The 22,018-nt window shown below is 61.1% G+C and carries 22 protein-coding genes and 1 other RNA gene; 14 read left to right on the top strand and 9 right to left on the bottom strand.

Annotated features, from left to right (window positions below; genetic code table 11):
* Positions 1–18 precede the first annotated feature (18 nt).
* Entirely contained in the window at positions 19–3,855 is a 3,837-nt protein-coding gene (locus tag WI754_RS18175) for an AsmA-like C-terminal region-containing protein (RefSeq protein ID WP_349434851.1), read from the top strand.
* Between the two features lie 118 nt (positions 3,856–3,973).
* On the opposite strand, the gene WI754_RS18170 is transcribed toward WI754_RS18175, so the two are convergent.
* The 4 genes from WI754_RS18170 to ssrA all read right to left on the bottom strand — a co-directional run bounded on the left by WI754_RS18170 (position 3,974) and on the right by ssrA (position 5,539).
* A complete protein-coding gene (locus tag WI754_RS18170) occupies positions 3,974–4,189 on the bottom strand; it encodes a ribbon-helix-helix domain-containing protein (RefSeq protein ID WP_349434850.1) in 216 nt (71 codons plus the stop codon).
* Between the two features lie 108 nt (positions 4,190–4,297).
* Positions 4,298–4,504 carry a DUF4169 family protein gene (locus WI754_RS18165; protein ID WP_349434849.1) on the bottom strand — a complete coding sequence of 69 codons (207 nt, stop codon included), beginning with the start codon at positions 4,502–4,504 and terminating at the stop codon, positions 4,298–4,300.
* Between the two features lie 26 nt (positions 4,505–4,530).
* A complete protein-coding gene (locus tag WI754_RS18160; RefSeq protein ID WP_349434848.1) occupies positions 4,531–5,049 on the bottom strand; it encodes an SspB family protein in 519 nt (172 codons plus the stop codon).
* Between the two features lie 123 nt (positions 5,050–5,172).
* Positions 5,173–5,539: a transfer-messenger RNA gene (ssrA, locus tag WI754_RS18155) on the bottom strand.
* Between the two features lie 142 nt (positions 5,540–5,681).
* Between ssrA and WI754_RS18150 the strand changes: the two genes are divergently transcribed.
* The 9 genes from WI754_RS18150 to WI754_RS18110 all read left to right on the top strand — a co-directional run bounded on the left by WI754_RS18150 (position 5,682) and on the right by WI754_RS18110 (position 12,565).
* Positions 5,682–5,990 carry a DUF2853 family protein gene (locus WI754_RS18150; protein WP_349434847.1) on the top strand — a complete coding sequence of 103 codons (309 nt, stop codon included), beginning with the start codon at positions 5,682–5,684 and terminating at the stop codon, positions 5,988–5,990.
* Positions 5,991–6,095: 105 nt separating this feature from the next.
* Positions 6,096–6,890, top strand: a complete 795-nt coding sequence (locus WI754_RS18145; protein WP_349434846.1) for a thymidylate synthase — start codon at positions 6,096–6,098, stop codon at positions 6,888–6,890.
* Between the two features lie 60 nt (positions 6,891–6,950).
* Positions 6,951–7,556, top strand: coding sequence for a glutathione S-transferase family protein (locus WI754_RS18140; RefSeq protein ID WP_349434845.1), 606 nt, complete (start codon positions 6,951–6,953; stop codon positions 7,554–7,556).
* Positions 7,549–8,064: a dihydrofolate reductase gene (locus WI754_RS18135; protein WP_349434844.1), complete on the top strand. Its 516-nt coding sequence runs from the start codon at positions 7,549–7,551 to the stop codon at positions 8,062–8,064. The genes WI754_RS18140 and WI754_RS18135 overlap by 8 nt, the downstream gene beginning before the upstream one ends.
* Before the next feature lie 149 nt (positions 8,065–8,213).
* On the top strand, positions 8,214–9,314 hold the full coding sequence (gene hflK, locus WI754_RS18130) for an FtsH protease activity modulator HflK (RefSeq protein WP_349434843.1): 1,101 nt from the start codon (positions 8,214–8,216) through the stop codon (positions 9,312–9,314).
* Complete coding sequence (locus tag WI754_RS18125; protein ID WP_349434842.1) at positions 9,314–10,231, top strand: protease modulator HflC; 918 nt, start codon at positions 9,314–9,316, stop codon at positions 10,229–10,231. The genes hflK and WI754_RS18125 overlap by 1 nt, the downstream gene beginning before the upstream one ends.
* Positions 10,232–10,239: 8 nt before the next feature.
* The gene (locus WI754_RS18120) at positions 10,240–10,425 is read left to right on the top strand and encodes a DUF2065 domain-containing protein (RefSeq protein WP_018324324.1); all 186 of its coding nucleotides are present in this window, start codon (positions 10,240–10,242) and stop codon (positions 10,423–10,425) included.
* 3 nt (positions 10,426–10,428) lie between these two features.
* The gene (locus tag WI754_RS18115; RefSeq protein ID WP_349434841.1) at positions 10,429–10,815 is read left to right on the top strand and encodes an ACT domain-containing protein; all 387 of its coding nucleotides are present in this window, start codon (positions 10,429–10,431) and stop codon (positions 10,813–10,815) included.
* A gap of 214 nt (positions 10,816–11,029) precedes the next feature.
* Positions 11,030–12,565, top strand: a complete 1,536-nt coding sequence (locus WI754_RS18110; protein WP_349434840.1) for a DegQ family serine endoprotease — start codon at positions 11,030–11,032, stop codon at positions 12,563–12,565.
* Between the two features lie 96 nt (positions 12,566–12,661).
* On the opposite strand, the gene WI754_RS18105 is transcribed toward WI754_RS18110, so the two are convergent.
* Together WI754_RS18105 and serB are read right to left on the bottom strand one after the other, a co-directional pair.
* Positions 12,662–13,219: a GNAT family N-acetyltransferase gene (locus WI754_RS18105; RefSeq protein WP_349434839.1), complete on the bottom strand. Its 558-nt coding sequence runs from the start codon at positions 13,217–13,219 to the stop codon at positions 12,662–12,664.
* The gene (gene serB / locus WI754_RS18100) at positions 13,216–14,103 is read right to left on the bottom strand and encodes a phosphoserine phosphatase SerB (RefSeq protein WP_349434838.1); all 888 of its coding nucleotides are present in this window, start codon (positions 14,101–14,103) and stop codon (positions 13,216–13,218) included. The genes WI754_RS18105 and serB overlap by 4 nt, the downstream gene beginning before the upstream one ends.
* On the opposite strand from serB, the gene miaA reads away from it, so the two are divergent.
* The gene (gene miaA / locus WI754_RS18095) at positions 14,102–15,010 is read left to right on the top strand and encodes a tRNA (adenosine(37)-N6)-dimethylallyltransferase MiaA (RefSeq protein WP_349434837.1); all 909 of its coding nucleotides are present in this window, start codon (positions 14,102–14,104) and stop codon (positions 15,008–15,010) included. The genes serB and miaA overlap by 2 nt on opposite strands.
* A 47-nt stretch (positions 15,011–15,057) precedes the next feature.
* Here the strand turns inward: miaA and WI754_RS18090 are convergent, their stop codons facing one another.
* Complete coding sequence (locus tag WI754_RS18090; protein ID WP_349434836.1) at positions 15,058–17,115, bottom strand: DUF87 domain-containing protein; 2,058 nt, start codon at positions 17,113–17,115, stop codon at positions 15,058–15,060.
* A 326-nt stretch (positions 17,116–17,441) separates the two neighbouring features.
* On the opposite strand from WI754_RS18090, the gene WI754_RS18085 reads away from it, so the two are divergent.
* Together WI754_RS18085 and ilvN are read left to right on the top strand one after the other, a co-directional pair.
* On the top strand, positions 17,442–19,253 hold the full coding sequence (locus WI754_RS18085) for an acetolactate synthase 3 large subunit (RefSeq protein WP_349434835.1): 1,812 nt from the start codon (positions 17,442–17,444) through the stop codon (positions 19,251–19,253).
* 22 nt (positions 19,254–19,275) lie between these two features.
* Positions 19,276–19,848, top strand: coding sequence for an acetolactate synthase small subunit (gene ilvN, locus WI754_RS18080; RefSeq protein ID WP_018324332.1), 573 nt, complete (start codon positions 19,276–19,278; stop codon positions 19,846–19,848).
* A gap of 45 nt (positions 19,849–19,893) precedes the next feature.
* Here ilvN and WI754_RS18075 read toward each other — a convergent pair whose 3' ends face one another.
* Both WI754_RS18075 and WI754_RS18070 read right to left on the bottom strand, forming a co-directional pair.
* Positions 19,894–20,382, bottom strand: coding sequence for a hypothetical protein (locus WI754_RS18075; RefSeq protein WP_349434834.1), 489 nt, complete (start codon positions 20,380–20,382; stop codon positions 19,894–19,896).
* Positions 20,379–21,224: an aldo/keto reductase gene (locus tag WI754_RS18070; protein ID WP_349434833.1), complete on the bottom strand. Its 846-nt coding sequence runs from the start codon at positions 21,222–21,224 to the stop codon at positions 20,379–20,381. The genes WI754_RS18075 and WI754_RS18070 overlap by 4 nt, the downstream gene beginning before the upstream one ends.
* Positions 21,225–21,420: 196 nt before the next feature.
* On the opposite strand from WI754_RS18070, the gene WI754_RS18065 reads away from it, so the two are divergent.
* Positions 21,421–22,014, top strand: a complete 594-nt coding sequence (locus WI754_RS18065; RefSeq protein WP_349434832.1) for a LysE family translocator — start codon at positions 21,421–21,423, stop codon at positions 22,012–22,014.
* The last annotated feature ends 4 nt before the right edge of the window (positions 22,015–22,018 follow it).

Raw genomic sequence — 22,018 nt, 5'->3', positions numbered from 1 at the left:
GGTTAGGACTTTCAACTGGTGCTTTCGCGAATTCTGGTTTTCGTCGGTGGTCTTCTGGTCGTGGCTCTATTTGCCGCGCTGATTGCGCCACTGTTCGTGGACTGGACCGATTTTCGCAAGGATTTCGAGCGCGAGGCCAGCCGGATCATGGGAAAGCCCGTGGTCGTGTACGGTAGTGTCGATGCCCGGCTGATCCCGTTCCCCTCGGTCACCCTCAACGATGTCCGCGTCGGTCAGTCCGAGAGCGGAGAGCCGCTGATCCAGGTTGCGCGTTTCTCGATGGATGCGGAGCTTGCACCGTTCCTTTCCGGCGAAGCGCTGATCTTCGACATGCGGCTGGAACAGCCGAAGGCGAAGATACGTCTATTGCCGGATGGCACGCTTGACTGGGCGCGCGGACGCAAGGCTTCCATTCCGGCAAAGATCGTGGTCCTCGAAAACGTTGCGATCACGGGCGGCCAGATCGACTTCATCGACGAGCAGACCGGGCGGACCCGACGGATCAACGGGCTCGAAGCCGATCTCTCTGCCCGTTCGCTCGCCGGACCATGGAAGATGGAAGGCCGCGCGGCATTGGACGGCGAGGCAGGGAGCTTCGCCTTTTCCAGCAGTGAGGCCGATGACGAGGCCGGAACGCTTGGCCTGCGAGCGCGATTGACCCCGGACAAGCGCCCGTTTGGTGTGGAATTGGACGGTGATCTGAAGATCGTCGACTTCAAGCCGGTTTACCAGGGCAAGTTCACGCTGACCGAAAACAAGCCCGCCGAGGCGCATCAGGTGTCCGATCAATCCGGTGCCTTGCGGGTGACGGGCGGCTTCGAGCTGACCAATGAGCGTATCCGCGTGCCTGAATTCCGTCTCGAGATCGGCCCGAAGGACGATCCCTATCTGGTGACCGGCGAGGCGACGCTCGATACCGGCAAGGAACAGGAATTCCTGCTTCTGGCCGATGGCCAGCAGATCGACGTCAGCCGCATCGGCAACACCGGCGAGGCGGGCAAGACCGGTCGCGACCCGGCCATCTCGATCCGCCAGAGGCTTGCCGCGATGATGGCGATCGCGGCGGATATCCCGATCCCGCAGGTGCCGGGGCGGGCGAGTTTGAAGCTGCCGGCGATCGTGATCGGCGATACGACGGTGCGCGATGTCCGCCTTGACCTGAGGCCGGACGGGGCCGGCTGGATGGTCGACAATGCGGTGGCGCAACTTCCCGGCCGCACGCAGTTCGAGGCCAAGGGCAGGCTGCAACTGAGCGGCCAGCGCGCTTTCCGCGGCGAAATGCTCGTCGCGTCCAACCAGCCGTCGGGCCTTGCGACCTGGGTTGCCGGTTCGGTCGATCCGGCTATCCGAAAGCTGAAGACTGCCGGTTTTTCCGCCACCGTCAACCTTACCGACACGCTGCAGCAGTTCGAGCGCCTCGAAGTCGCCGCCGGGCCTGCCGTGTTGCGCGGCCGGATCGAGCGGCAGGCGCTTGATGGCGCGCCGCCGAATCTGTCGCTGCAGCTCAAGGGAAACCGCATCGATCTTGAGGCGCTGCAGGCATTGGCGGGGCTGGTGGCGGGCGATGCGTCGAACGAAACGGTGCTTTCCCACACGATCGCCGCCGATCTTTCGGCCGAGCATTTCTCCGCTTTCAATGAGGATGCCAGCGACGTGCAGCTGGTGGCGACCTTGAAAAATGGCCAGCTGCAAGCCGAACGCCTCTCCATCGGCAATCTCGCCGGAACGCAACTGGCCTTGTCAGGGCGCATGAGCGGCGACCTCTCGACACCTGTGGTTTCGGCCAAGATGAAGCTGGCTTCGTCGGATCCGACGCCTTTTCTGAAGATGATCGAGCGTCATGCAGCCGCCCATCCGGCGCTGGAGCGGCTGGTGAAAAGCGGCCCCTATTACTCGGACGCGGCCCTCGACGTGACCGTGACCTCCGGCGGCCAGGACGGCAAGGCGCCGGTGACCTTCGGCATTATCGGCACCGCGAACGGCACGAAGATCGCTGCCAATTATCAGGCGCCGAATGTGGCGCAGGCGCTTACCGGGCAAGGCATCCTGCTGGAGGCGACGATGGAGAACCCTTCGACGCCGGTGCTGCTCGGCCAGATCGGCTTCGATCCGCTGCCGTTCGACGCCGACGCCAATGCGATTTTCTCGGTCAAGCTGCAGGGTGCGGACGGCCAGAAGGCCAACGGCTCGCTGACCTTTACCACCGAGCGGACGTCGCTGTCGGCCAATGGCGATATCGATCTGTCGCGCGAGAATTTCCTTTCCGGCCAATCGAAGATCACGCTGGAAAGCCGCGACTTCGAGCCGTTCCTGCTGCTGCAGGGGATTGGCCTGCCGCAGATGGGAACGGGTCTGCCGCTGGCGCTGAAGGCCGATATCACGACAACGCCGGAAGCGGTGACCGTCTCGGCAATCGAGGGCAACGCCGACGGCAACGCCTTCTCCGGGACCATCGCCATCGACCGGAAGAACGCCGGCAAGGCGACGGGGCAGATTGCGCTCGATACGCTCGATCTGGCCTGGATCGGCGAAGGCATCGTCGGACCCGTTCAGGATACGGCGAGCGGCGATCTGTCGACGTCGCCTGTCGTGCGGCCGGCATGGAGCGGGCTCGACGTCGCTCTTGATTTTTCCACCAAGCGGTTCTGGCCGGGTGTCTACGGAGCCGTGTCCGACCTGACCGGCAAGCTTATCTGGAAGGGCGACCAGATAGCGTTCGATACGCTGTCCGGCAACTGGCTGGGTGGCAAGGTCGAGGGCCGCATGTTGCTCGGCAACGGCGACGGTTCCGGCTTTTTCCAGACGCGGCTTGACCTAAAGGATGCAGACCTTGCCACGACGGCCTGGAAAACGCGCGGTGCGGCGGTCGCGGAGGGCAAGGCCGACCTGACGATTGCGATGGAGGCCTCCGGCAAGACGGCGCGGGCGATGGTTGAATCGGCCAGCGGATCCGGTACGGCGACACTTAAGGATGCCGTCATTCACGGCCTCAACACAGCGGCGCTGCCGGATATCATGGCGGCTGCCGATCGGTTGGAAGGGGACGTCACGCCGGATTCCATCAAGCCCATTGCCGAGAAGCACGTGTTGACGGGGCAGGTGGTGCTTGGCGCGGTGACGGTGCCCTTCAATATTGCCGGCGGTACCCTGCGGGCGCAGAACGTGACGGCGGGTGACGCTGCTGCCAATCTCTCTGTCGATGCCGAAATCAGCTTTCCCGACGAACGGATGAGCGCGGGCGTAACTATCCAATTCAACCCGGGCGAGGAAGCGTTGACCGGCGCCGAGGCGCAGGTGAAGCTGGAGTATGCGGGCCTGCTTCAGTCCCCCGGCCTGACGCTGGACGCCACCGACCTGTCGAATTTCCTGTCGCTCAGGGCCTTCGAGCGGGAACGCCGTCGTGTCGAGACGCTGCAGGCGAATGTGCTGGAAAAACAGCGGCTGCGGCGGGAAGTGGCGCTCTACAAGGCCAATGCCGCCGAACGCGAGGCGGCTCGGCTGCGGGCCATCGAAGAAGAGCGGCGCCGCCAACTTGCCGTGGAAGCGGCAGCGCGGCAGAAGGCGGAAGCCGACGCCAGGGCGCTTGCCGAGAAGAAGGCCGCGGAGGAGGCGGCTGCAGCCAAGGTGGCGGAAGAGGCGGCTGCAGCCAAGGCGGCGGAGGAGGCGGCGCGCAAAGCCGAGGAAGAGAAGAACCTTCTGCCGTTCGATCCGACCGGTGGCGTGTTGCGGGGCGGCGAACTGCCCGCGCCGCAGGAGGGCGGAACGACCGGAGTGCCTGCTGAGCAGCAGCCGACGGTCCAGACGCCGCAGCAGGGGCTCGACTTTAATACGCTGCCCGGCGTTGCGCCGCAGTAAGACGTTGACCGGTCAATGCCCCTGAAGCGGCTGCGGTCTTTGCTGGTCCACGACCGGTGGACCAAAGGCAAAACGTGAGCAGCCGAATGGCGGGCAGGTGAGCGAAATCTGTCCGGCTTCAAGCCCGGTGCGTCTTGATCCAGTTCAGCACATGGACCCGGAGCGCCGAGGAAAGATTGCTGTCGGCTAGGCGTCCATCGTCAATTTCGGCGATCAGCTGCGCAAGCGCGATTTTCCGGGTGTCGGCGATCGTCTTCAATTCCAGCCAGAAGGGCTCTTCCAGCGAGAAGCTGGTGCGGTGGCCATGCAGTGTCGCGGAATGCTTGCGGATCAACGATCGTGCCTCAGGAAATGAATCAGGTCGTTTGGAATTTGATTCCGGCAGGCTCTTTAACCCATTGATCCGGTTTTGAAATGAGGGCCTTGATCGGGCCCGGAAAGCCTATGCCTTATCGTCGGTCTGACCCGGCGCCGTCTCGCGCCGGCCGTGCTCATGCGCCTTTTCAGCCCTGTCGTTCAGCGTCCTGGTCAGTTTTTTCTCGGCCTTGGTCCGGCCGAAGGAAATACGATTCTGCTCGGCGAGCTTGTCCTTTTCCGTCCGCGCCTTCTGCTTGCGGAACTGACGGAGATTGACGACGTCGCCGGCCATGAGGGGACCTATCTTAAAGAATGGCTTCAGTTCTTCTTGCGGAAGGAATCGAGCGAGATGACCGAGCCGCTCTCCTTCTTGCCGTCATCGCCGGACTTCGCCGCGGTGTCGGTCTCGGAATCGGCCGTCTTCTCGGTCTGCGTGATCGGATAGGCGGTGATCTCGGCGCCTTCATCCTCCTCAGTCGCGGCGACATCGAACTCTAACTCGAAATTGACCGAGGGATCGTAGAAGCCGCGAATGGCGTTGAACGGGATGACCAGCTTTTCAGGGGTATCGGAGAAGGACAGGCCGATTTCGAACTGCGTCTCGGTGACCTTCAAGTCCCAGAACTGATGCTGGACGACGATCGTCATCTGCTCGGCATATTTGGCTTTGAGGTGCTGGGAGATGCGCACGCCCGGAGCACCGGTGAGGAAGGTGATGAAGAAGTGGTGATCGCCGGGAAGGTGGCCTGTGGCTGCGACTTCGGTCAAGACCTTGCGAATGACGCTGCGAAGGGCGTCCTGCGCGAGAATGTCGTAGCGGATATGGTCTTGGCCCATAAGATCCCCGTCTTTCTTGTAACTCAACTCTGTCACACTCTATGCCGTCTGCTCTCTTAGCAGGAAAGTCCTCGCATACGAGTCAGTTGCATCATCTATAGACCATTTCAAGGCAGGGGAGAAGGTGAAGGCTTCTGTTGCCAGGTGCCTTCGGACCCCGCCTAAGAGTGCGACCCCTTAGGACTTGATTTGAAGTGTCACACCGCGATTAAGCAGCGAGACGAGCTTCCGCATAGTTGTCGTTTGCAACTACAATTTTAGCCCGATAACGGTGGTACAATGCCGAGCGAAAAGTCGATCTTTACACCCTTGTCGATCCTATTTCGCCCCCATCAAAAGCCGGTCTGTAAGTCATTGCTGACCGGTTTTTGGTGGAGGCGCCGGGTACCGCCCCCGGGTCCAATAGGTTTATTTCACCGCCTGTTTATCGCCATAGCCGCCCGAAGACGGCAAGTGACATATAGGTCTTAAATGGTTCCAAGAAAAGGGGCTTCCGGAAAATACAGTGTATGCTTGCTGCCAACCGCGGGCTGATTGACCTTGACTAGCCCGTCAGGCGTGAAAAAACTTGGCTTGCGCGCCTTTCATGAAGAACGGCTCTCGGCGTAAGCCCAGCCATGTGAGGAGACACCATGACGGATTATCTCGCAGATGTGCAGAAGTATGACAGAAGCGCCGATGAGGCCGTTGTGAACAAGATTGTCAAACATCTGGGAATCGCATTGCGCAACAAGGATTCCGCGCTCGTCTCCGCCACCGACCAGACGGAACTCGATCGCGTGAAGGAGAAATGGTGCGCCAAGAAGCTCGGTGTCACCGGGCCGGATGCGGACGCGGCCGTCGATGCCGTTGCCAAGACCATGGCCGGCGACCGGTCGAAGTCGCGTGTGACGTTCTATTATCTGGTGGCAAAACAACTCGGCAAGCTCGCGACGCTCTAATCTAGAGTGCCAGTTACAACGGCCTTGGGGAAACCCGGGATTTACCGATTGGTTCGCCGCCAACTTGGGCTTATTTTACCCGCAAAACGAATCGGCGGCGGACCCATGCAACAATATCTCGATCTTTTGCGTCAGGTGATGGAGACCGGTTCCGATCGCGGCGACCGGACGGGAACGGGCACCCGCTCTGTCTTCGGCTATCAGATGCGCTTCGACCTGTCTGAGGGCTTCCCGGTCCTGACGACCAAGAAGCTGCACCTGAAATCGATCATCCACGAACTGCTCTGGTTCCTGAAGGGCGACACCAACATCGCCTATCTCAAGGAAAACGGCGTCAACATCTGGGACGAATGGGCGAACGAGAACGGCGACCTCGGCCCCGTCTACGGCTATCAGTGGCGATCCTGGCCGACCCATGACGGCCGCCATCTCGACCAGATCGCGGCGCTCGTCGAGGGCCTGAAAAAGAACCCGAACTCCCGCCGTCATATTGTCTCTGCCTGGAACCCGGCGCTGGTGGACGAGATGGCGCTGCCGCCGTGCCACTGCCTGTTCCAGTTCTATGTTTCGGACGGCAAGCTGTCCTGTCAGCTCTATCAGCGCTCGGGGGATATCTTCCTCGGGGTACCCTTCAACATCGCCTCCTATGCGCTGCTGACGCTGATGGTGGCGCAGGTTTGCGGCCTTCAGCCTGGGGATTTCGTCCATACGTTCGGGGACGCCCATATCTACCACAACCACTTCGATCAGGTGCGCGAACAACTGGCCAGAACGCCGAAACCTTTGCCGAAGATGCACTTGAACCCGGATGTGACGGATCTATTTTCCTTTAAATTCGAAGACTTTGAGCTGACCGGCTACGAAGCTCATTCACATATCAAAGCGCCGGTTGCAGTGTGACGCGGGCAAGCGAGGCGACGTGATGACGTCGCCTGCATCCGGACGGTTTGGGAGGACCACATGCTGACACTGATCCATGCGCCCTTGTCGCGCTCGGGCCGAATCCTGTGGCTGCTGGAAGAGTTGGGGGCGGAATACGAGGTTCGTTATGTTTCGATCCGCCGCTGGGACGGTTCGGGCGGGCCGGACGACAACAATCCGCATCCGCACAAGCAGGTTCCCGCCCTTTTGCATAACGGCTCGCTGGTCACGGAATCAACCGCGATCGCGCAGTATCTGACGGAACTCTTTCCGGATTCCGAGATGGGGCGGCGACCGGAGCATCCGGAGCGGGGTGCCTATCTGTCCTGGCTTGCCTACTACGCCGGTGTGATCGAACCCGTGGGAACCGCCTTCATCAGCGGCCTGACGCAGACCAGTCCGAACCTTGCGAAAGGCTATGAGGATATGTGCGCGCACGTGGTCGCCACGCTTGACAGGCAGCCCTATTTGCTCGGCGCACAGATCAGCGCGGCCGATCTCATGCTGGGCGGCGCGCTTGCGTGGATGCGCAAGCTGCTGCCGGAAAGCATAAGCGTCGATCGTTACGTGAAAACATTGACATCGCGCCCCGCGCTTGCCCGTGCCCGCGAGATCGACAGCAAGCCGGACGGATTTCATGAGTGAGCCGAAAGTTACCATCGTCGTTGCCGTCTCATCAAACGGTGTGATCGGCCGCGACGGCGGGTTGCCATGGCATCTGCCGACCGATCTCAAGCGCTTCAAGGCGCTGACGCTTGGAAAACCGGTGATCATGGGGCGCAAGACCTGGGCGTCGATCGGAAGGCCGCTGCCCGGGCGGCCCAACATCGTCATCAGTCGCGATCCGGATTTTCGCGCCGAGGGTGCGACGGCCGTCCGCTCGCTGGAAGAAGCCGTCACGTTGGCACGGCAGCAGGCAAGAGCCCTCGGGGTCGATGAGGTCTGCGTCATCGGCGGCGGTGAAATCTACCGGCAGGCCATTGGTGCTGCCGACATCCTGCACATCACGGAAGTGGCTGCGGAGGTCGGTGGCGACACACGCTTTCCGCCGGTCGATCCCGCCGTTTTCGACAAGATCGTCGATGAGCCGTTACCGCAGGGGGAAAAGGACAGCCATGCCATGCGGTTCTCGACCTGGCGGCGCAAAAGCTAAGCAAAGATAACTATTTTGCCGGATTTACGGTGAAGTTGGATGCGCCGCGTTGAAAGCCGTTCTGGAGATACCTATAACGGGTTCACATCACGGTCCGCGGCGTGTCCGCGGGGTGTCGATCCTAGAATTTTTCAGTGGAAGAGGTTTGAATGCCCTGGAGCAATCAGAACGGCGGCGGCGGCGGTCCTTGGGGCGGCGGCGGAAACAAGGGGCCCTGGGGCCAGGGGCCGAACCGCCCGCGCGGTGGCCGTGGCAATGGCGGTCCGCCGGATCTCGAGGAAATCTTCCGCCGGGGACAGGATCAGCTGAAGAACGTTGTGCCGGGCGGTTTCAACGGCGGTGTTGCCGCGATCATCGGCCTTCTTGTTGTCGGCTTTGTGCTGATCAATTCGATCTACACCGTCCAGCCGGACGAGCGCGGTGTCGAAATGCGGTTCGGCAAGCCCAAGGAAGAAATTTCCATGCCGGGTCTGCATTACCATTTCTGGCCGCTTGAAAAGGTCGAACTGGTCAAGATCACCGAGCAACAGCAGAATATCGGCAGCAAGTCGGGCCTCGGCAGCCAGTCGTCGGCCGGCCTGATGCTGTCCGGCGACCAGAACATCGTCAACGTGCAGTTCTCCGTGCTGTTTTCCGTGACCGACCCGAAGGCCTATCTCTTCAATGTCGAGAACCCGGCCGAGACACTGCAGCAGGTTGCCGAAAGCGCCATGCGCGAGGTGGTGGGGCGCCGTCCGGCGCAGGACATTTTCCGCGATAACCGTCAGGCGATCGCGGCCGACGTGAAGACGACGATCCAGGCTACGATGGATACCTACGGCGCCGGCATTTCCGTCAACACGGTTGCCATCGAAGATGCGGCACCGCCACGCGAAGTGGCTGATGCCTTCGACGAAGTGCAGCGCGCCGAACAGGACGAAGACCGTTTCGTGGAAGAGGCCAACCAGTATGCCAACCAGGTGCTCGGCAAGGCCCGCGGTCAGGCCGCCCAGCTCCGCGAAGAGGCTGCCGCCTACAAGGGCCGTGTCGTCAAGGAAGCGCAGGGTGAGGCGCAGCGCTTCATCTCGGTCTACGACGCCTATGCCAAGGCGCCCGACGTGACGCGCAAGCGTCTCTATCTCGAAACGATGCAGAGCGTTCTCGGGAAGTCCAAGAAGGTCATCCTCGACGAGAAGAACGGGCAGGGCGTGCTACCTTATCTTCCGCTCAATGAAATCGGCAAGCCCGCACAGTCGGGAGGGGCCCAGTAATGAACAATCGTCTCCCCTATATTCTGATCGGCCTCGCGCTTGTCCTGATGACGGCCTATTCCTCCGTCTTCATCGTCAACCAGCGCCAGCAGGCGATCGTCGTTCGTTTCGGTGAGATCAGGGACGTCAAGAGCGAGCCGGGCCTCTACTTCAAGCTTCCCTTTGCCTTCATGGATGCCGACCGCGTGCAGTATGTCGAGAAGCAGGCGCTGCGCTTCGATCTCGACAACATCCGCGTCCAGGTCTCCGGCGGCAAGTTCTATGAGGTCGATGCCTTCGTCGTCTACAAGATCGCCGATCCCCGTCGCTTCCGCGAAACGGTTTCCGGCGATCGGGAATCGGCCGAATCGCGGCTGCGTACCCGCCTCGACGCTTCGCTGCGCCGGGTTTACGGTCTCCGCGGCTTTGAATCCGCACTTTCCGAAGAGCGGGCATCGATGATGCGCGAAGTGCGCGCTGACCTGAAGACCGATGCTGAATCGCTCGGTCTCAACATCGAAGATGTCCGTATCCGCCGCACCGACCTGACGCAGGAAGTCTCGCAGCAGACTTTCGAGCGGATGAAGGCCGAGCGTCTGGCGGAAGCCGAGTTGATCCGCGCCCGGGGTATCGAGAAGGGCCAAACGCGCCGCGCGGTTGCTGATCGTCAGGTGGTCGAGTTCATCGCCGAAGCGCAGCGCGATTCGGAAATCCTTCGCGGTCAGGGCGAGGCCGAGCGGACCGGCGTCTTTGCCGATGCCTTTGCGCGCGATCCGCAGTTCTTCGAGTTCTACCGCTCGATGACGGCTTATGATCAGGCGATCGGCAGCCCGGATACGACGCTGGTGCTGTCGCCGGACTCGGAATTCTTCCGCTATTTCAATAGCTCGGACGGGACTTCTGTTCCATCGGTCGCTCAGCCTGCGACAGGAAACTGATCAGCGCAATGAGTGATTTTCTGACAGGAATTGCATTTTTCCTGATCATCGAGGGGCTGGTGTACGCACTGGCCCCTTTGGTTTTGGTGGAAATGGCGAAACGATTGCCCCATATTCCGGAGCAACAGTTGCGGCTGTTCGGACTTGTCTCCGTTGCCATCGGCGTGGCACTTGTCTGGATGGTTCGAGGATAGAAAATGACCCATAAACTGCTGATCCGCCTGGTGGACGCCGAATATGCGATCACGAGGCTCAACATCGGAACGCCGCTGCCGGAATGGCTGATGGGGCCGGGGTTCTGGACCGTATCGAGTTCGCGCGAGGAGATGACGCTGGTCTGTCGTGCCACCCGTATTCCCTCCAACGTCCAGTCATCCGGCGGCTGGCGCTGTCTGCGCATCGAGCAGCATTTCACCTTCGAGGTTCCGGGCGTACTCGCCTCCGTGCTGAACCCCTTGTCGGATGCGGGCGTCGGCATCTTCGCCAATTCGACCTTCAGCACTGACTATGTGTTCATCATCGGCTCGGACCTCGACAAGGCCGTAGCGGCGTTGAAGGCCCACGGTCACGAGATCATGAGTTGAGCAGGGTCTGCGCCAGATCGTCCTTTTCCTCGCTAACGAAAAGATGACTGGACGCGTCCCAAATCCGCCTTATCTTCAAACAGATTCTAGGCCACATTGCGCGGTAGAAAAGACTGGCGGAGACACGATCCCGCAGCCGCGGCGCCGGCACGACGAAACGATTTCCTGCCGGTCCGTCTTTCTCCGGCGTGCCATCCCTAATCGAGAGGACCCCATGGGCTTGTCCATCCGCGCTTCCTTCTTCCGCACCGCAACGCTGGCGGCAGGCGCCGCGCTCATGATGAATTCCGTGTCGCTGCCTTCCATCGCCGCAGCCCAGACAAAGGCGCCGGTGGCGACGCAGCATGGTCCGGATTCGGTTGCCGACCTCGCGGCCGGGCTGCTAGATGCCGTCGTCAACATATCGACCTCGCAGAATGTGAAGAACGATGACCAGGCGCCGATGCCGCAGGTGCCGGAAGGCTCGCCATTCCAGGACTTCTTCGACGAGTTCTTCAAGGGCCAGGGCGGCGAAGGCGGCAACCGCCAGCGCACCGTCAATTCGCTGGGCTCCGGTTTCGTCATCGACCCCACTGGCTTCATCGTCACCAACAATCATGTGATTGAGGGCGCCGACGACATCGAGGTCAATTTCGCCAATGGCACCAAGCTCAAGGCAAAGCTGATCGGTACCGACACGAAAACCGATCTTGCGCTGTTGAAGGTGGAGCCGAAGAAACCGCTGACCGCCGTTCCGTTCGGCGATTCCCGCCAGATGCGCATCGGCGACTGGGTGATGGCGATCGGCAACCCCTTCGGGCTTGGGGGCACGGTGACGGTCGGGATCATTTCAGCCCGCGGCCGCAACATCAACGCCGGCCCCTATGATAACTTCATCCAGACGGACGCGGCGATCAACAAGGGCAATTCCGGCGGTCCGCTGTTCAACATGAGGGGCGAGGTGATCGGCATCAATACGGCGATCATTTCTCCGAGCGGCGGCTCGATCGGCATCGGATTTTCCGTTCCGACGGAACTGGCACAGAACGTCATCAACCAGCTCAGGGAATTCGGCGAGACCCATCGGGGCTGGCTCGGCGTGCGTATTCAGCCGGTGACGGACGAAATTGCCGAAAGCCTGAAGATGGAGACGCCGAAAGGCGCGCTTATTGCCGGCATCATCAAGGGCGGCCCGGTTGATGGCGGCACGATCAGGACGGGCGACGTGATCGTCAAGTTCGACGGACGCGACGTTGTCGAAATGCGCGACCTGCCGCGTGCCGTCGCCGAAAGCGCGGTCGGCAAGGCCGTCGATGTCGTCATCATTCGCGACGGCAAGGAGATGACAGTCAAGGTGACGCTCGGCCGTCTTGAGGATGGCGAAAATCTCGCGGGCGCAGAGGCGGATCAGACCCCGCAAGCCCAGGAAGGAACGGACCAGGCTGAGCCGCCGGCGGCTGAACTGCCAGCTTCCGACATGGTGCTCGGAATGAAGCTCTCGGTTCTCGATGCGGAAAGCCGCAAGACCTATGGCATTTCCGAGGATGTCGAGGGTGTCGTCATTGCCGAGGTGCAGCCGCAGTCGGCCGCGGCGGAACGGCGGATCGCGCCGGGCGACGTGATCGTCGAGATCGGCCAGGAGGCTATGAAGACGCCGGAGGACGTGTCGGCGCGGGTCGAGGAACTGAAGGCCGACGGACGGCGCAACGCGCTCCTGATGATTGCCAACAAGACGGGCGAGTTGCGGTTCGTCACCGTGCGGATGGAATAGGCTCGGGTCCGCAGCGCCGCGCGTCCGATATGACGCGGAGGAGTTCTGCAGTAGTGATCGCGGAAGAAATTGGAAGGCGGGCTGAAAGGTCCGCCTTTATCGCGCCAGCCATTCTTTTCGGCTGATGGCATAGAGTACATGATGCTTGAGTTGCGGCGCCGTGTCCGGCACGCGCGGATGTTCGAAGTCACGCGCCGGGTCTCGCCGCATGCCGATGCGTTGCATCACCGCCGTCGAGCGCGTGTTGTTTGCCACCGCAAAGGAGACGATTTCCCCAAGGCCGTGCTTTTCGAAGCCATGCCGCAGCATCGCTTCCGACGCTTCCGTCGCGTAACCCTGCCGCCAGAAACGAATGGCCAGCCGCCAGCCGATTTCGACTGTGCCGTTTGGCAGGAACGGCTCAAGGTCCGTGCGCGCCAGCCCGAGAAATCCGATCGGCTCATCCGTTTCTTTGAGCGCCAGTGCGAAAAAGCCCAGGCCGGTTTCACTGATCCGGCGCTGGACTTCGTCCATCAGGGCATCGGATTCCTGGCGCGAGCGTTGGCGCGGAAAGAATTCCATGACCTTTGGGTCGGCGTTGATTTCGGCAAAGAGCGGCCTGTCTGTCTCCAGCCAGTTGCGGATGCGCAGGCGCTTTGTTTCCAGAACGATCATAAAACGAAATCCGTTTTCCTGTAGCCCTGGATGTAGAGGAGGGCGGTGAGGTCGGCGTGGTCGATGCGGATTTTCACCTGCGAGGAGACGACGGGCTTGGCGTGCAGCGCGACGCCGGCGCCGGCGAGATGCAGCATGCCGAGATCGTTGGCGCCGTCGCCAACGGCGAGCGCTTCAGCCGTCGAGATGCCAAGCCTGGTGGAGATATCGACGAGCGCATCGACTTTGGCCTGTTTACCGAGGATAGGCTCGGCAACAGTGCCGGTCAGACAGCCGCCCTCTTCGAGGAGGATGTTGGCGCGGTTCTCGTGGAAGCCGAGTGTTTCGGCGATCGGGCCGGTGAAGACTGTGAAGCCGCCCGAGACGAGAGCGGTGTAGTAGCCCTTGGCCTTCATCGTCGCAATGAGTTCCTTACCGCCTGATGTAAGCGTGATGCGCTTGGCAATGACATCGCCGACGACGGTGACCGGCAGGCCCTTGAGCAGGGCGACACGCTCGATCAGTGCCGGTTCGAAGGCGATCTCGCCGTTCATGGCCCGCGCCGTAATGGCCGCGACCTTGTCCTTGAGGCCAACTTCGGCGGCAAGCTCGTCGATGCATTCCTGGCCGATCATGGTCGAATCCATGTCGGCAATCAGAAGCTTCTTGCGGCGCGTCTCGGCATCCTGCACGACGACATCGACCGGCGCATCGCCGACGACGCCACGCAGCAGCGCTTCCTGCCAATCGGGATTGGCACCATCCTTCAGCGCGATGTCACAGGCGATACCGTCGGCGAGCCAGTAAAGGCCGGAGGCATCGACGGCGGCGGCGGCCTCTTCGGCGAGCGCCGGTGTCAGAACGGGATTTGACGGATTGGCAACAAGCGTGGCAACGAAGGCCATGATGAAAAACCTTGAGATTGGACAGGACGCGATCCTGATAACCGGGCCGACCGCCAGCGGCAAGTCCGCTTTCGCCATGGAGATGGCCAAGCGGCACGATGGTGTGGTCATCAATGCCGACAGCATGCAGGTTTACGACACGTTGCATGTGCTGACGGCGCGGCCGTTCGAACAGGAAATGCAGGGCATTCCGCATCATCTTTACGGCCATGTTCCGGCGTCGCAGCTCTATTCCACCGGCGAATGGTTTCGCGATGCGGTCAAGCTCTTGCAGGCCGTGCGCGGCGAGGGGCGCATTCCGGTCTTCGTCGGCGGCACCGGGCTTTATTTCAAGGCGCTGACCGGTGGCTTGTCCGATATGCCCTCGGTTCCCATCGCCATACGCGGCGATGTCCGTAAGCGCCTGCAGGAAGAGGGGGCTGAGGCGCTGCACGCCGTCCTTTCGCAAAGGGACCCGGAAACCGCCGAGACCCTGCGGCCGGGCGATGGCCAGCGCATTGCCCGGGCTTTGGAAATCTTCGAGGCCACGGGGCAGTCGATCCGGGTCTTCCAAGCGCAGCAGGGCCTGGTTGCCATCGATCCGGAAAAAGCGCTCAAGGTCGTCGTCCTGCCGGAACGTGACGGACTGCGCCAACGGATCGACCGGCGCTTTGCCCAGATGCTGGATGGCGGCGCCGTCGAGGAGGTTGAGGCGTTGCTGTCCCTTGATCTAACGGCCGAGATGCCGGCGATGAAGGCGATCGGCGTGCCGCAGATTGCCGCCATGCTGGCCGGGACGATGACGAGGGCCGAGGTGATTGAAACCGCCTCCGCTGCGACGCGCCAATATGCCAAGCGGCAGATGACGTGGTTTCGCAATCAACTGGACGAGAGCTGGCTGCGCTGGGATCTGGACGCGGGTTCGTGAGACCCTGTGGCGCTTCTAGGTGACGACGCGGCCAAACCGGGGATGATCTACTTGCGGATGATGCTGCTCAACGGTTTCTTCAAGAGGCTTTCGCGCAGGGATGGCCGGGGCTGGTCCGATCCGGGTTGGGCAAAGCTTGGGGTGACGCGCGGCGCAGGCGCCCGGTAAGGCTCCGGCTTCGGCTGGGCCGGAAGGTCTTCCGAGAGCAACTGATTGCGGATCTGGTTGAAACGATCGAGTTGTGGGTTGACCGGCTCCGCCCGCGGCAGCATGGCCGGGTTGTATGGTTCGATAGCCGGCGCGTCGCCGTCGCTTCTCGGGACCATCCCGATGCCGCCGGCTTCCTGCTCGTCAGCGAAGTCGTCATCGATGGGCGCGCTGTCTTGCGCAAGCGCGCCCATGCTGGCGGAATAGGCCTGCTGGAAACCGGAAATGTCGGGGCCGTTCAGGGCGCGCATCCGTGCCACCACGGAGCGCAGATCGACGGTGTCGGGGGTTTCGTCCGTTGCCTTGACGCCGACGCCATTGGCTTTCGGCAGGTTCCTTTCGTCGACGCGGGTAAAGCGCATACGCATCGGCACCGCCACCGCCTCGCCGAAGGCGATGGCTTCGCCATTGCCGATCGACGAGATGAAGCTGGTCGTCGAAATCGACGAGTTCGGGATGGCCGAGCGGATGATGTCCTGGTCGCGATCATTGGACAGGCGCATGGCAAAGACGGTCGAACATTGTGACAGGATGGTCGGATCGAGTTCGCCGGGACGCTGTGTAATGATGCCGAGCGAGACGCCGTACTTACGACCTTCCTTGGCGATGCGGGCAATGGCCTGGCGGGTCGGAACGAAGCCAAGGCTGATATCGGCCGGGACGTAGCGGTGTGCCTCCTCGCAGACGACGAGCATATGGACACCGCCATTGCTCCAGAGGCCGATTTCGAACGCCATGCGGCAAAGCACGGAGGCGACCGAATTGACGACTTCCGAGGGGATGCCGGCCAACTGGAACGTCGTCACCGGCCTGCCGTCTCCCGGAATGCGGAAGATCTTGGCGATCGTCTCGAGGATCGTGTCGGTGATGGTGTTCGACGAGAACATGAAATTATAGCGCGGGTCGTTGATCGCGCCGATCACCTTGACCTTGAGCGAGCGCAGATGCGGCTTCTCGTTGCGCCCTTCCAGCCGCCCGATGCGCTCGTCGATCAGTGCCAAAAGATCGGCCATGCGGTAGGGGACAGGGGTGTCGGCGGTGATCGAGCTTTTTTCGCTGGTCCGGCGTGCAAGACCGGATTCCGCCGAGCCCTTGAATGCCTTTTTCGCTTCCGGAATGACATCCCGAAGGATGTCGAGTTCTTCCGGGATGGCCGGCCGGCCGCGAAAAATGACTTCGGCGAACTCCTCGAGCTTCATCAGCCAGAAAGGCAGATCGAGATTATCGGTATCGATGACGACAGCGATATCGGGAAAGGCAGCCGCGAATTCGTTGTGCGGATCGAGAATAAGCACACGCAGTTTCGGATCCGCCGCGATTGCCTTGCGCAGCAGCAAGCTGACGGCCGTCGACTTGCCGACGCCGGTTGTGCCGACGATGGCAAAATGCTTCGAGAGCATTGAGGGTACGTGAATGGTGGCGTCGAGGCTCTCATCCTGGGTCAACTGGCCGATAACGCAATTTTCGTTCTTACCGGTGTCGTAGATGCGGGCAAGGTCGGCCGAGCGAATGCGGTGGGCAATGGCGCCGAGATAGGGATATTGGCTGATGCCGGCGGAAAATTCCTCGCGGCCGGTCGGGCCGACATGGACTTCGCCCATCAGTTCGACTTCGATGCGGAAGGTATTGTCGAGTTCCTCGCCCCATTCGTTGGTAGCGGTCTGCATGGAATAGACGAGGGCGACGACGCGGTTCTCGCCGACACTGATCGAGATCAGCCTGCCGACGGACCATAATTCGGTCAGCGCGGTCTCACCGTTTTCCGCCAGAGCAGCAATCGTTGCCCGCGAACCGCTGCACGCAACGACGCGGCCAAGGAAGCGATTGCCCCGTTTCAGGGTATCGCGCCGATCCTGTTCTCCAGCACTGATCGATGAATGAAGATCGCTGTTCAGCAATACGAAACCTCTACCCAAGAGTTTGTCATATTACGGGAAGGGATTTAACAAGTTGTTTCTTGGGCTTGGGCCAGTTTGTGCCGTTTTGGACCCGCGCCGGTTGTTTTCGGGAAAGGCGTTGACGGGGTCTGCATTTCTGGTTATCACTGCGCCCCATGAAAAAGATCGTTGCAATTCTTGTGGTGGGACGGCGCATGGGCAGGATGGTTTAACCATCCGGCGATAGCCACCCATGCGCAAACACGAGGCCCTCACAGGGCCTTTTTTTATGCCTCCAAACACGATACTCACAGCCAAAATCGCGAAACATGGACGGAAACAGGCCAATGAGCGGCACAGACAACCAGACGCAGGGCAACCAGACGCAGGGCAACCAGATGACAGGGGCGGAAATTGTTCTTCAGGCACTGAGGGACAATGGCGTGCAGCATATTTTCGGCTATCCTGGCGGCGCCGTCTTGCCAATCTATGACGAAATCTTCCAGCAGGACGATATCCAGCACATCCTGGTGCGCCACGAGCAGGGCGCTGGTCACATGGCCGAAGGCTATGCCCGCTCGACCGGCAAGGTCGGCGTCATGCTGGTGACCTCCGGTCCGGGTGCGACCAATGCCGTCACGCCGTTGCAGGATGCGCTGATGGACTCGATTCCGCTCGTCTGCCTGACCGGCCAGGTTCCGACATCGCTGATCGGCTCGGACGCCTTCCAGGAATGCGATACCGTTGGTATCACGCGGCCCTGCACCAAGCACAACTGGCTGGTCAAGGACGTCAACCAACTGGCCGGCATCATCCACGAAGCCTTCCGCATCGCCCAGTCCGGTCGTCCGGGGCCAGTCGTCGTCGATATTCCCAAGGACGTCCAGTTCGCCACCGGCACCTATACGCCGCCATCGGCCGCCAAGGTCCAGCACAGCTATCAGCCGAAGGTGCAGGGCGACATGCGCCGCATCGAGCAGGCCATCGAACTGATGAAGGGCGCTCGCCGCCCCGTCATCTATTCCGGCGGCGGCGTCGTCAACTCCGGTCTGGAAGCGTCGCATCTGCTCCGTGAACTGGTGGAGTTGACGGGCTTTCCGATCACCTCGACGCTGATGGGGCTCGGCGCTTATCCGGCTTCCGGCAAGAACTGGCTCGGCATGCTGGGTATGCACGGCACTTATGAGGCCAACATGGCGATGCATGATTGCGACGTCATGGTCTGCATCGGCGCCCGCTTCGACGACCGTATCACCGGCCGCCTCAATGCCTTCTCGCCGAACTCGAAGAAAATCCATATCGACATCGACCCGTCGTCGATCAACAAGAATGTTCGTGTCGACGTACCGATCCTCGGCGACGTCGGCTCCGTTCTGGAGGACATGGTTCGCCTGTGGCGCGCGTCCACCGCCAAGGAGGCGGACAAGAGTCGTCTTGAAGACTGGTGGACCAGCATTGCCCGCTGGCGTGCGCGCAATTCGCTCGCCTACAAGCCGAGCGACGACGTCATTATGCCGCAATACGCCATCCAGCGGCTCTATGAACTGACCAAGCACCGCGATACCTACATCACCACCGAAGTCGGCCAGCACCAGATGTGGGCGGCGCAGTTCTACGGTTTCGAACATCCGAATCGCTGGATGACCTCGGGCGGCCTCGGCACGATGGGCTACGGCTTCCCGGCGGCGGTCGGCGTGCAGGTCGCGCATCCGGAGAGCCTCGTCATCGACATCGCCGGCGACGCCTCGATCCAGATGTGCATCCAGGAAATGTCCTGTGCCGTGCAGTATAACCTGCCGGTCAAGATCTTCATCCTGAACAACCAGTACATGGGCATGGTGCGCCAGTGGCAGCAGCTGCTGCATGGCAACCGCCTGTCGAATTCCTATACCGAAGCCATGCCCGATTTCGTCAAGCTGGCGGAAGCCTATGGCGGCGTCGGCATCCGCTGTGAAAAACCGGGCGACCTCGACGCTGCGATCCAGCAGATGATCGACAGCCCGGCGCCGGTGATCTTCGACTGCCGCGTGGCCAATCTCGCCAACTGCTTCCCGATGATCCCTTCGGGCAAGGCGCATAACGAGATGCTTTTGCCGGACGAGGCAACGGACGAGGCGGTCGCCAACGCGATCGATGCCAAGGGCCGCGCGCTGGTTTGATGAATAGGAAAAGGACAAGATCATGAACGCACATCTTCAGCCGACCGGCTCGGCCTATTTCATCGCCAAGGAAACCGAGAAGGCGGAAAACCACACGCTTTCGGTTCTCGTCGATAACGAGCCGGGCGTTCTCGCCCGCGTCATCGGCCTGTTTTCCGGCCGGGGCTACAATATCGAGAGCCTGACCGTCTCGGAAACCGAACATCAGACGCACCTCTCGCGCATCACCATCGTCACGCGCGGCACGCCGCATGTGCTGGAGCAGATCAAGGCACAACTGGAGCGCATCGTGCCGGTTCACCGCGTCGTCGACCTGACGGTAAGGGCCGCCGAACTCGGCCACGACCGGCCGATTGAGCGCGAAGTGGCGCTGGTGAAGGTCAGTGGGCACGGCGAGAGCCGGGCGGAGACGCTGCGCCTTGCCGACGCCTTCCATGCCAAGGTGATCGACGCGACGCTCGAGCACTTCATCCTGGAGATCACTGGCAAGTCGTCGAAGATCGACCAGTTCATCGCCATCATGAAGCCGCTTGGCGTCATCGAAGTCTGCCGCACCGGCATCGCTGCGATGAACCGCGGCCCGCAGGGAATGTAAGAAAAGCGGGGCGCCGGTCACCGTCAAGGTCCGGCGTCCCATTCCTTAAAGTTCTATGCCATCGGCCGCCGGCGCTGTAGTTTTCATTCCGGGAGCCGTGAACAACAATCTGAACTGCCCGATATATTCGTTGACTGTCATTTCAAGCCCTCTGGGTAGGTCGCCTGTATAGAAGGTCACCTTGGTCGAGGGCGTGCCGGAAACCACGATCCGGTGCTTCATATTGTGGAAAAAGCATTCCTTTTCGCAATCAATCTCCGCATACGATTCCTGTCTAGGTTCGCCGGAAATGGTGATGCTGATGATAAAGCCGCGATCTCTATCGGCATCTTGGTAGATGGTGCATTTTCTGTCGAGATGACATGTCTTTCCTGACAGAATAGGCGTGACGTTTCTGAAGGAAATCCAATATTTTAGCGACACTTCCTTGGAGTTGGATTCATCTACGGCAAGAGTGGCGCCTGCTGTCGCCCCGACTATGGCAAACATCAGCAATCGCAACAAGAATGCGGAGCTTTGCTTCGCCACGCTCAAATCATCTCCAGCGGCATTTTTCGCTGAGGCGGCGGGAAAGCCTTGTCGAGCATCGCTAGGTCGTCCGCCGTCAGATGGACCTCCACAGTCGCCCGGTTTTCCCGCACGCGTTCCGGCATCCCGGTCTTCGGGATGACGATGACACCAGGATTGCGGATGAGGAAGGCAAGCGCGATCTGCGCGACAGTCGCCTGGTGCGCCTTGGCGATGTGGATGAGGTCCGGGTGGCGCAGGAGCCGACCTTCGTCGAGCGGTGAATAGGCCATGACCGGGATGCCGCGGGCCAGGCTGTCCTTCAGGAGATCGTATTCGATGCCGCGGCGGTTGAGGTTGTAAAGCACCTGATTGGTGGCGACCTTGCCGCCGTCCGGCACGGCGAACAGTTCCTCCATGTCGTCGGAATCGAAATTGGAGACGCCCCAGGCGCCGATCTTGCCCGCCTGCCGCAGCGTCTCGAAGGCTTCCACCGTTTCAGAAAGCCGGTAGCGGCCGCGCCAGTGCAGCAGATAGAGGTCGATATGGTCGGTGCCGAGCCGTTTCAGGCTCGCCTCGCAGGCTTTGATTGTACCGTCGCGGCTCGCATTGGTGGGCAGAATCTTGCTGACGACGAAGGCGTCGCCGCGCCGGCCCTTGATCGCCTCAGACACGACCCGTTCGGCGCCGCCATCCGCATACATTTCTGCCGTGTCGATCAGCGTCATGCCGAGATCGAGGCCATGCCGCAGGCTCCTGGCCTCCTCGGCGGCACTCGCCTTGCGCTCGCCCATATGCCATGTGCCCTGGCCGATGACGGGAACAGTCCTGCCGTTGGGAAAGGGGGTGGTCGGAATGGCGTCGTGCATCGGAATCCTCTTTGGCTTGCAGGTCGGCCCAGTCGTATGAACGGTCGATGTCTCATTTAAGGCGTATCGTGGCCGCGCAAAGACCGTGTGTCAAAACTGCACCGCTGATTGTTCCCGCTTCTTGTCACCGTGACAAGTTTCGGGTGGCCTGCATCGATAGGTCAGCTAGATTGACCTAAAATTTCGGGAGGGTTCCATGCAGGCCGACACGTTTCTGGCGTTGTTTCTCTTTGCTTTTACGACATCGATCACGCCGGGGCCGAACAACATGATGCTGTTCGCATCGGGGGTGAATTTCGGCTTTGCCCGCACCATCCCACATATGTTCGGCATCGGCGCCGGCTTCCTCTCGCTGTTGATCGCCGTCGGTCTCGGCCTTGGTGCGCTCCTGCATTCCGTGCCTCTGCTCTATACCGTGCTGAAATTCGCAGGCGGCGCCTATCTCGTGTGGATCGCCTGGAAAATCGGGACGTCGCGGAGCCTTTCCGAGGGGAAAAGCAATGCCGTGCCGATGACCTTCCTGCAGGCGGCCGCCTTCCAGTGGATCAACCCGAAGGCCTGGGTCATGGCCGTTACCGCGATGGCGACCTATACGAGCCAGCAAAGCTATCTCGCCAGCGTGATATGGGTCGGCATCGTCTTTGCAATCGTCAACGTGCCGAGCGTCTCGACCTGGGCCGGTTTCGGCTCGGCGCTGAAGCAATGGCTGTCCGATCCGGGCCGGCTGAAATGGTTCAATATCACAATGGCGGTCTTGCTCGTCGTTAGCCTTTGGCCGATGCTGCGCTAGCCGG

The sequence above is a fragment of the Pararhizobium sp. A13 genome (genome assembly GCF_040126305.1).
Taxonomy (GTDB): domain Bacteria; phylum Pseudomonadota; class Alphaproteobacteria; order Rhizobiales; family Rhizobiaceae; genus Pararhizobium.
This window is presented reverse-complemented; position numbering and strand designations above follow the sequence as displayed.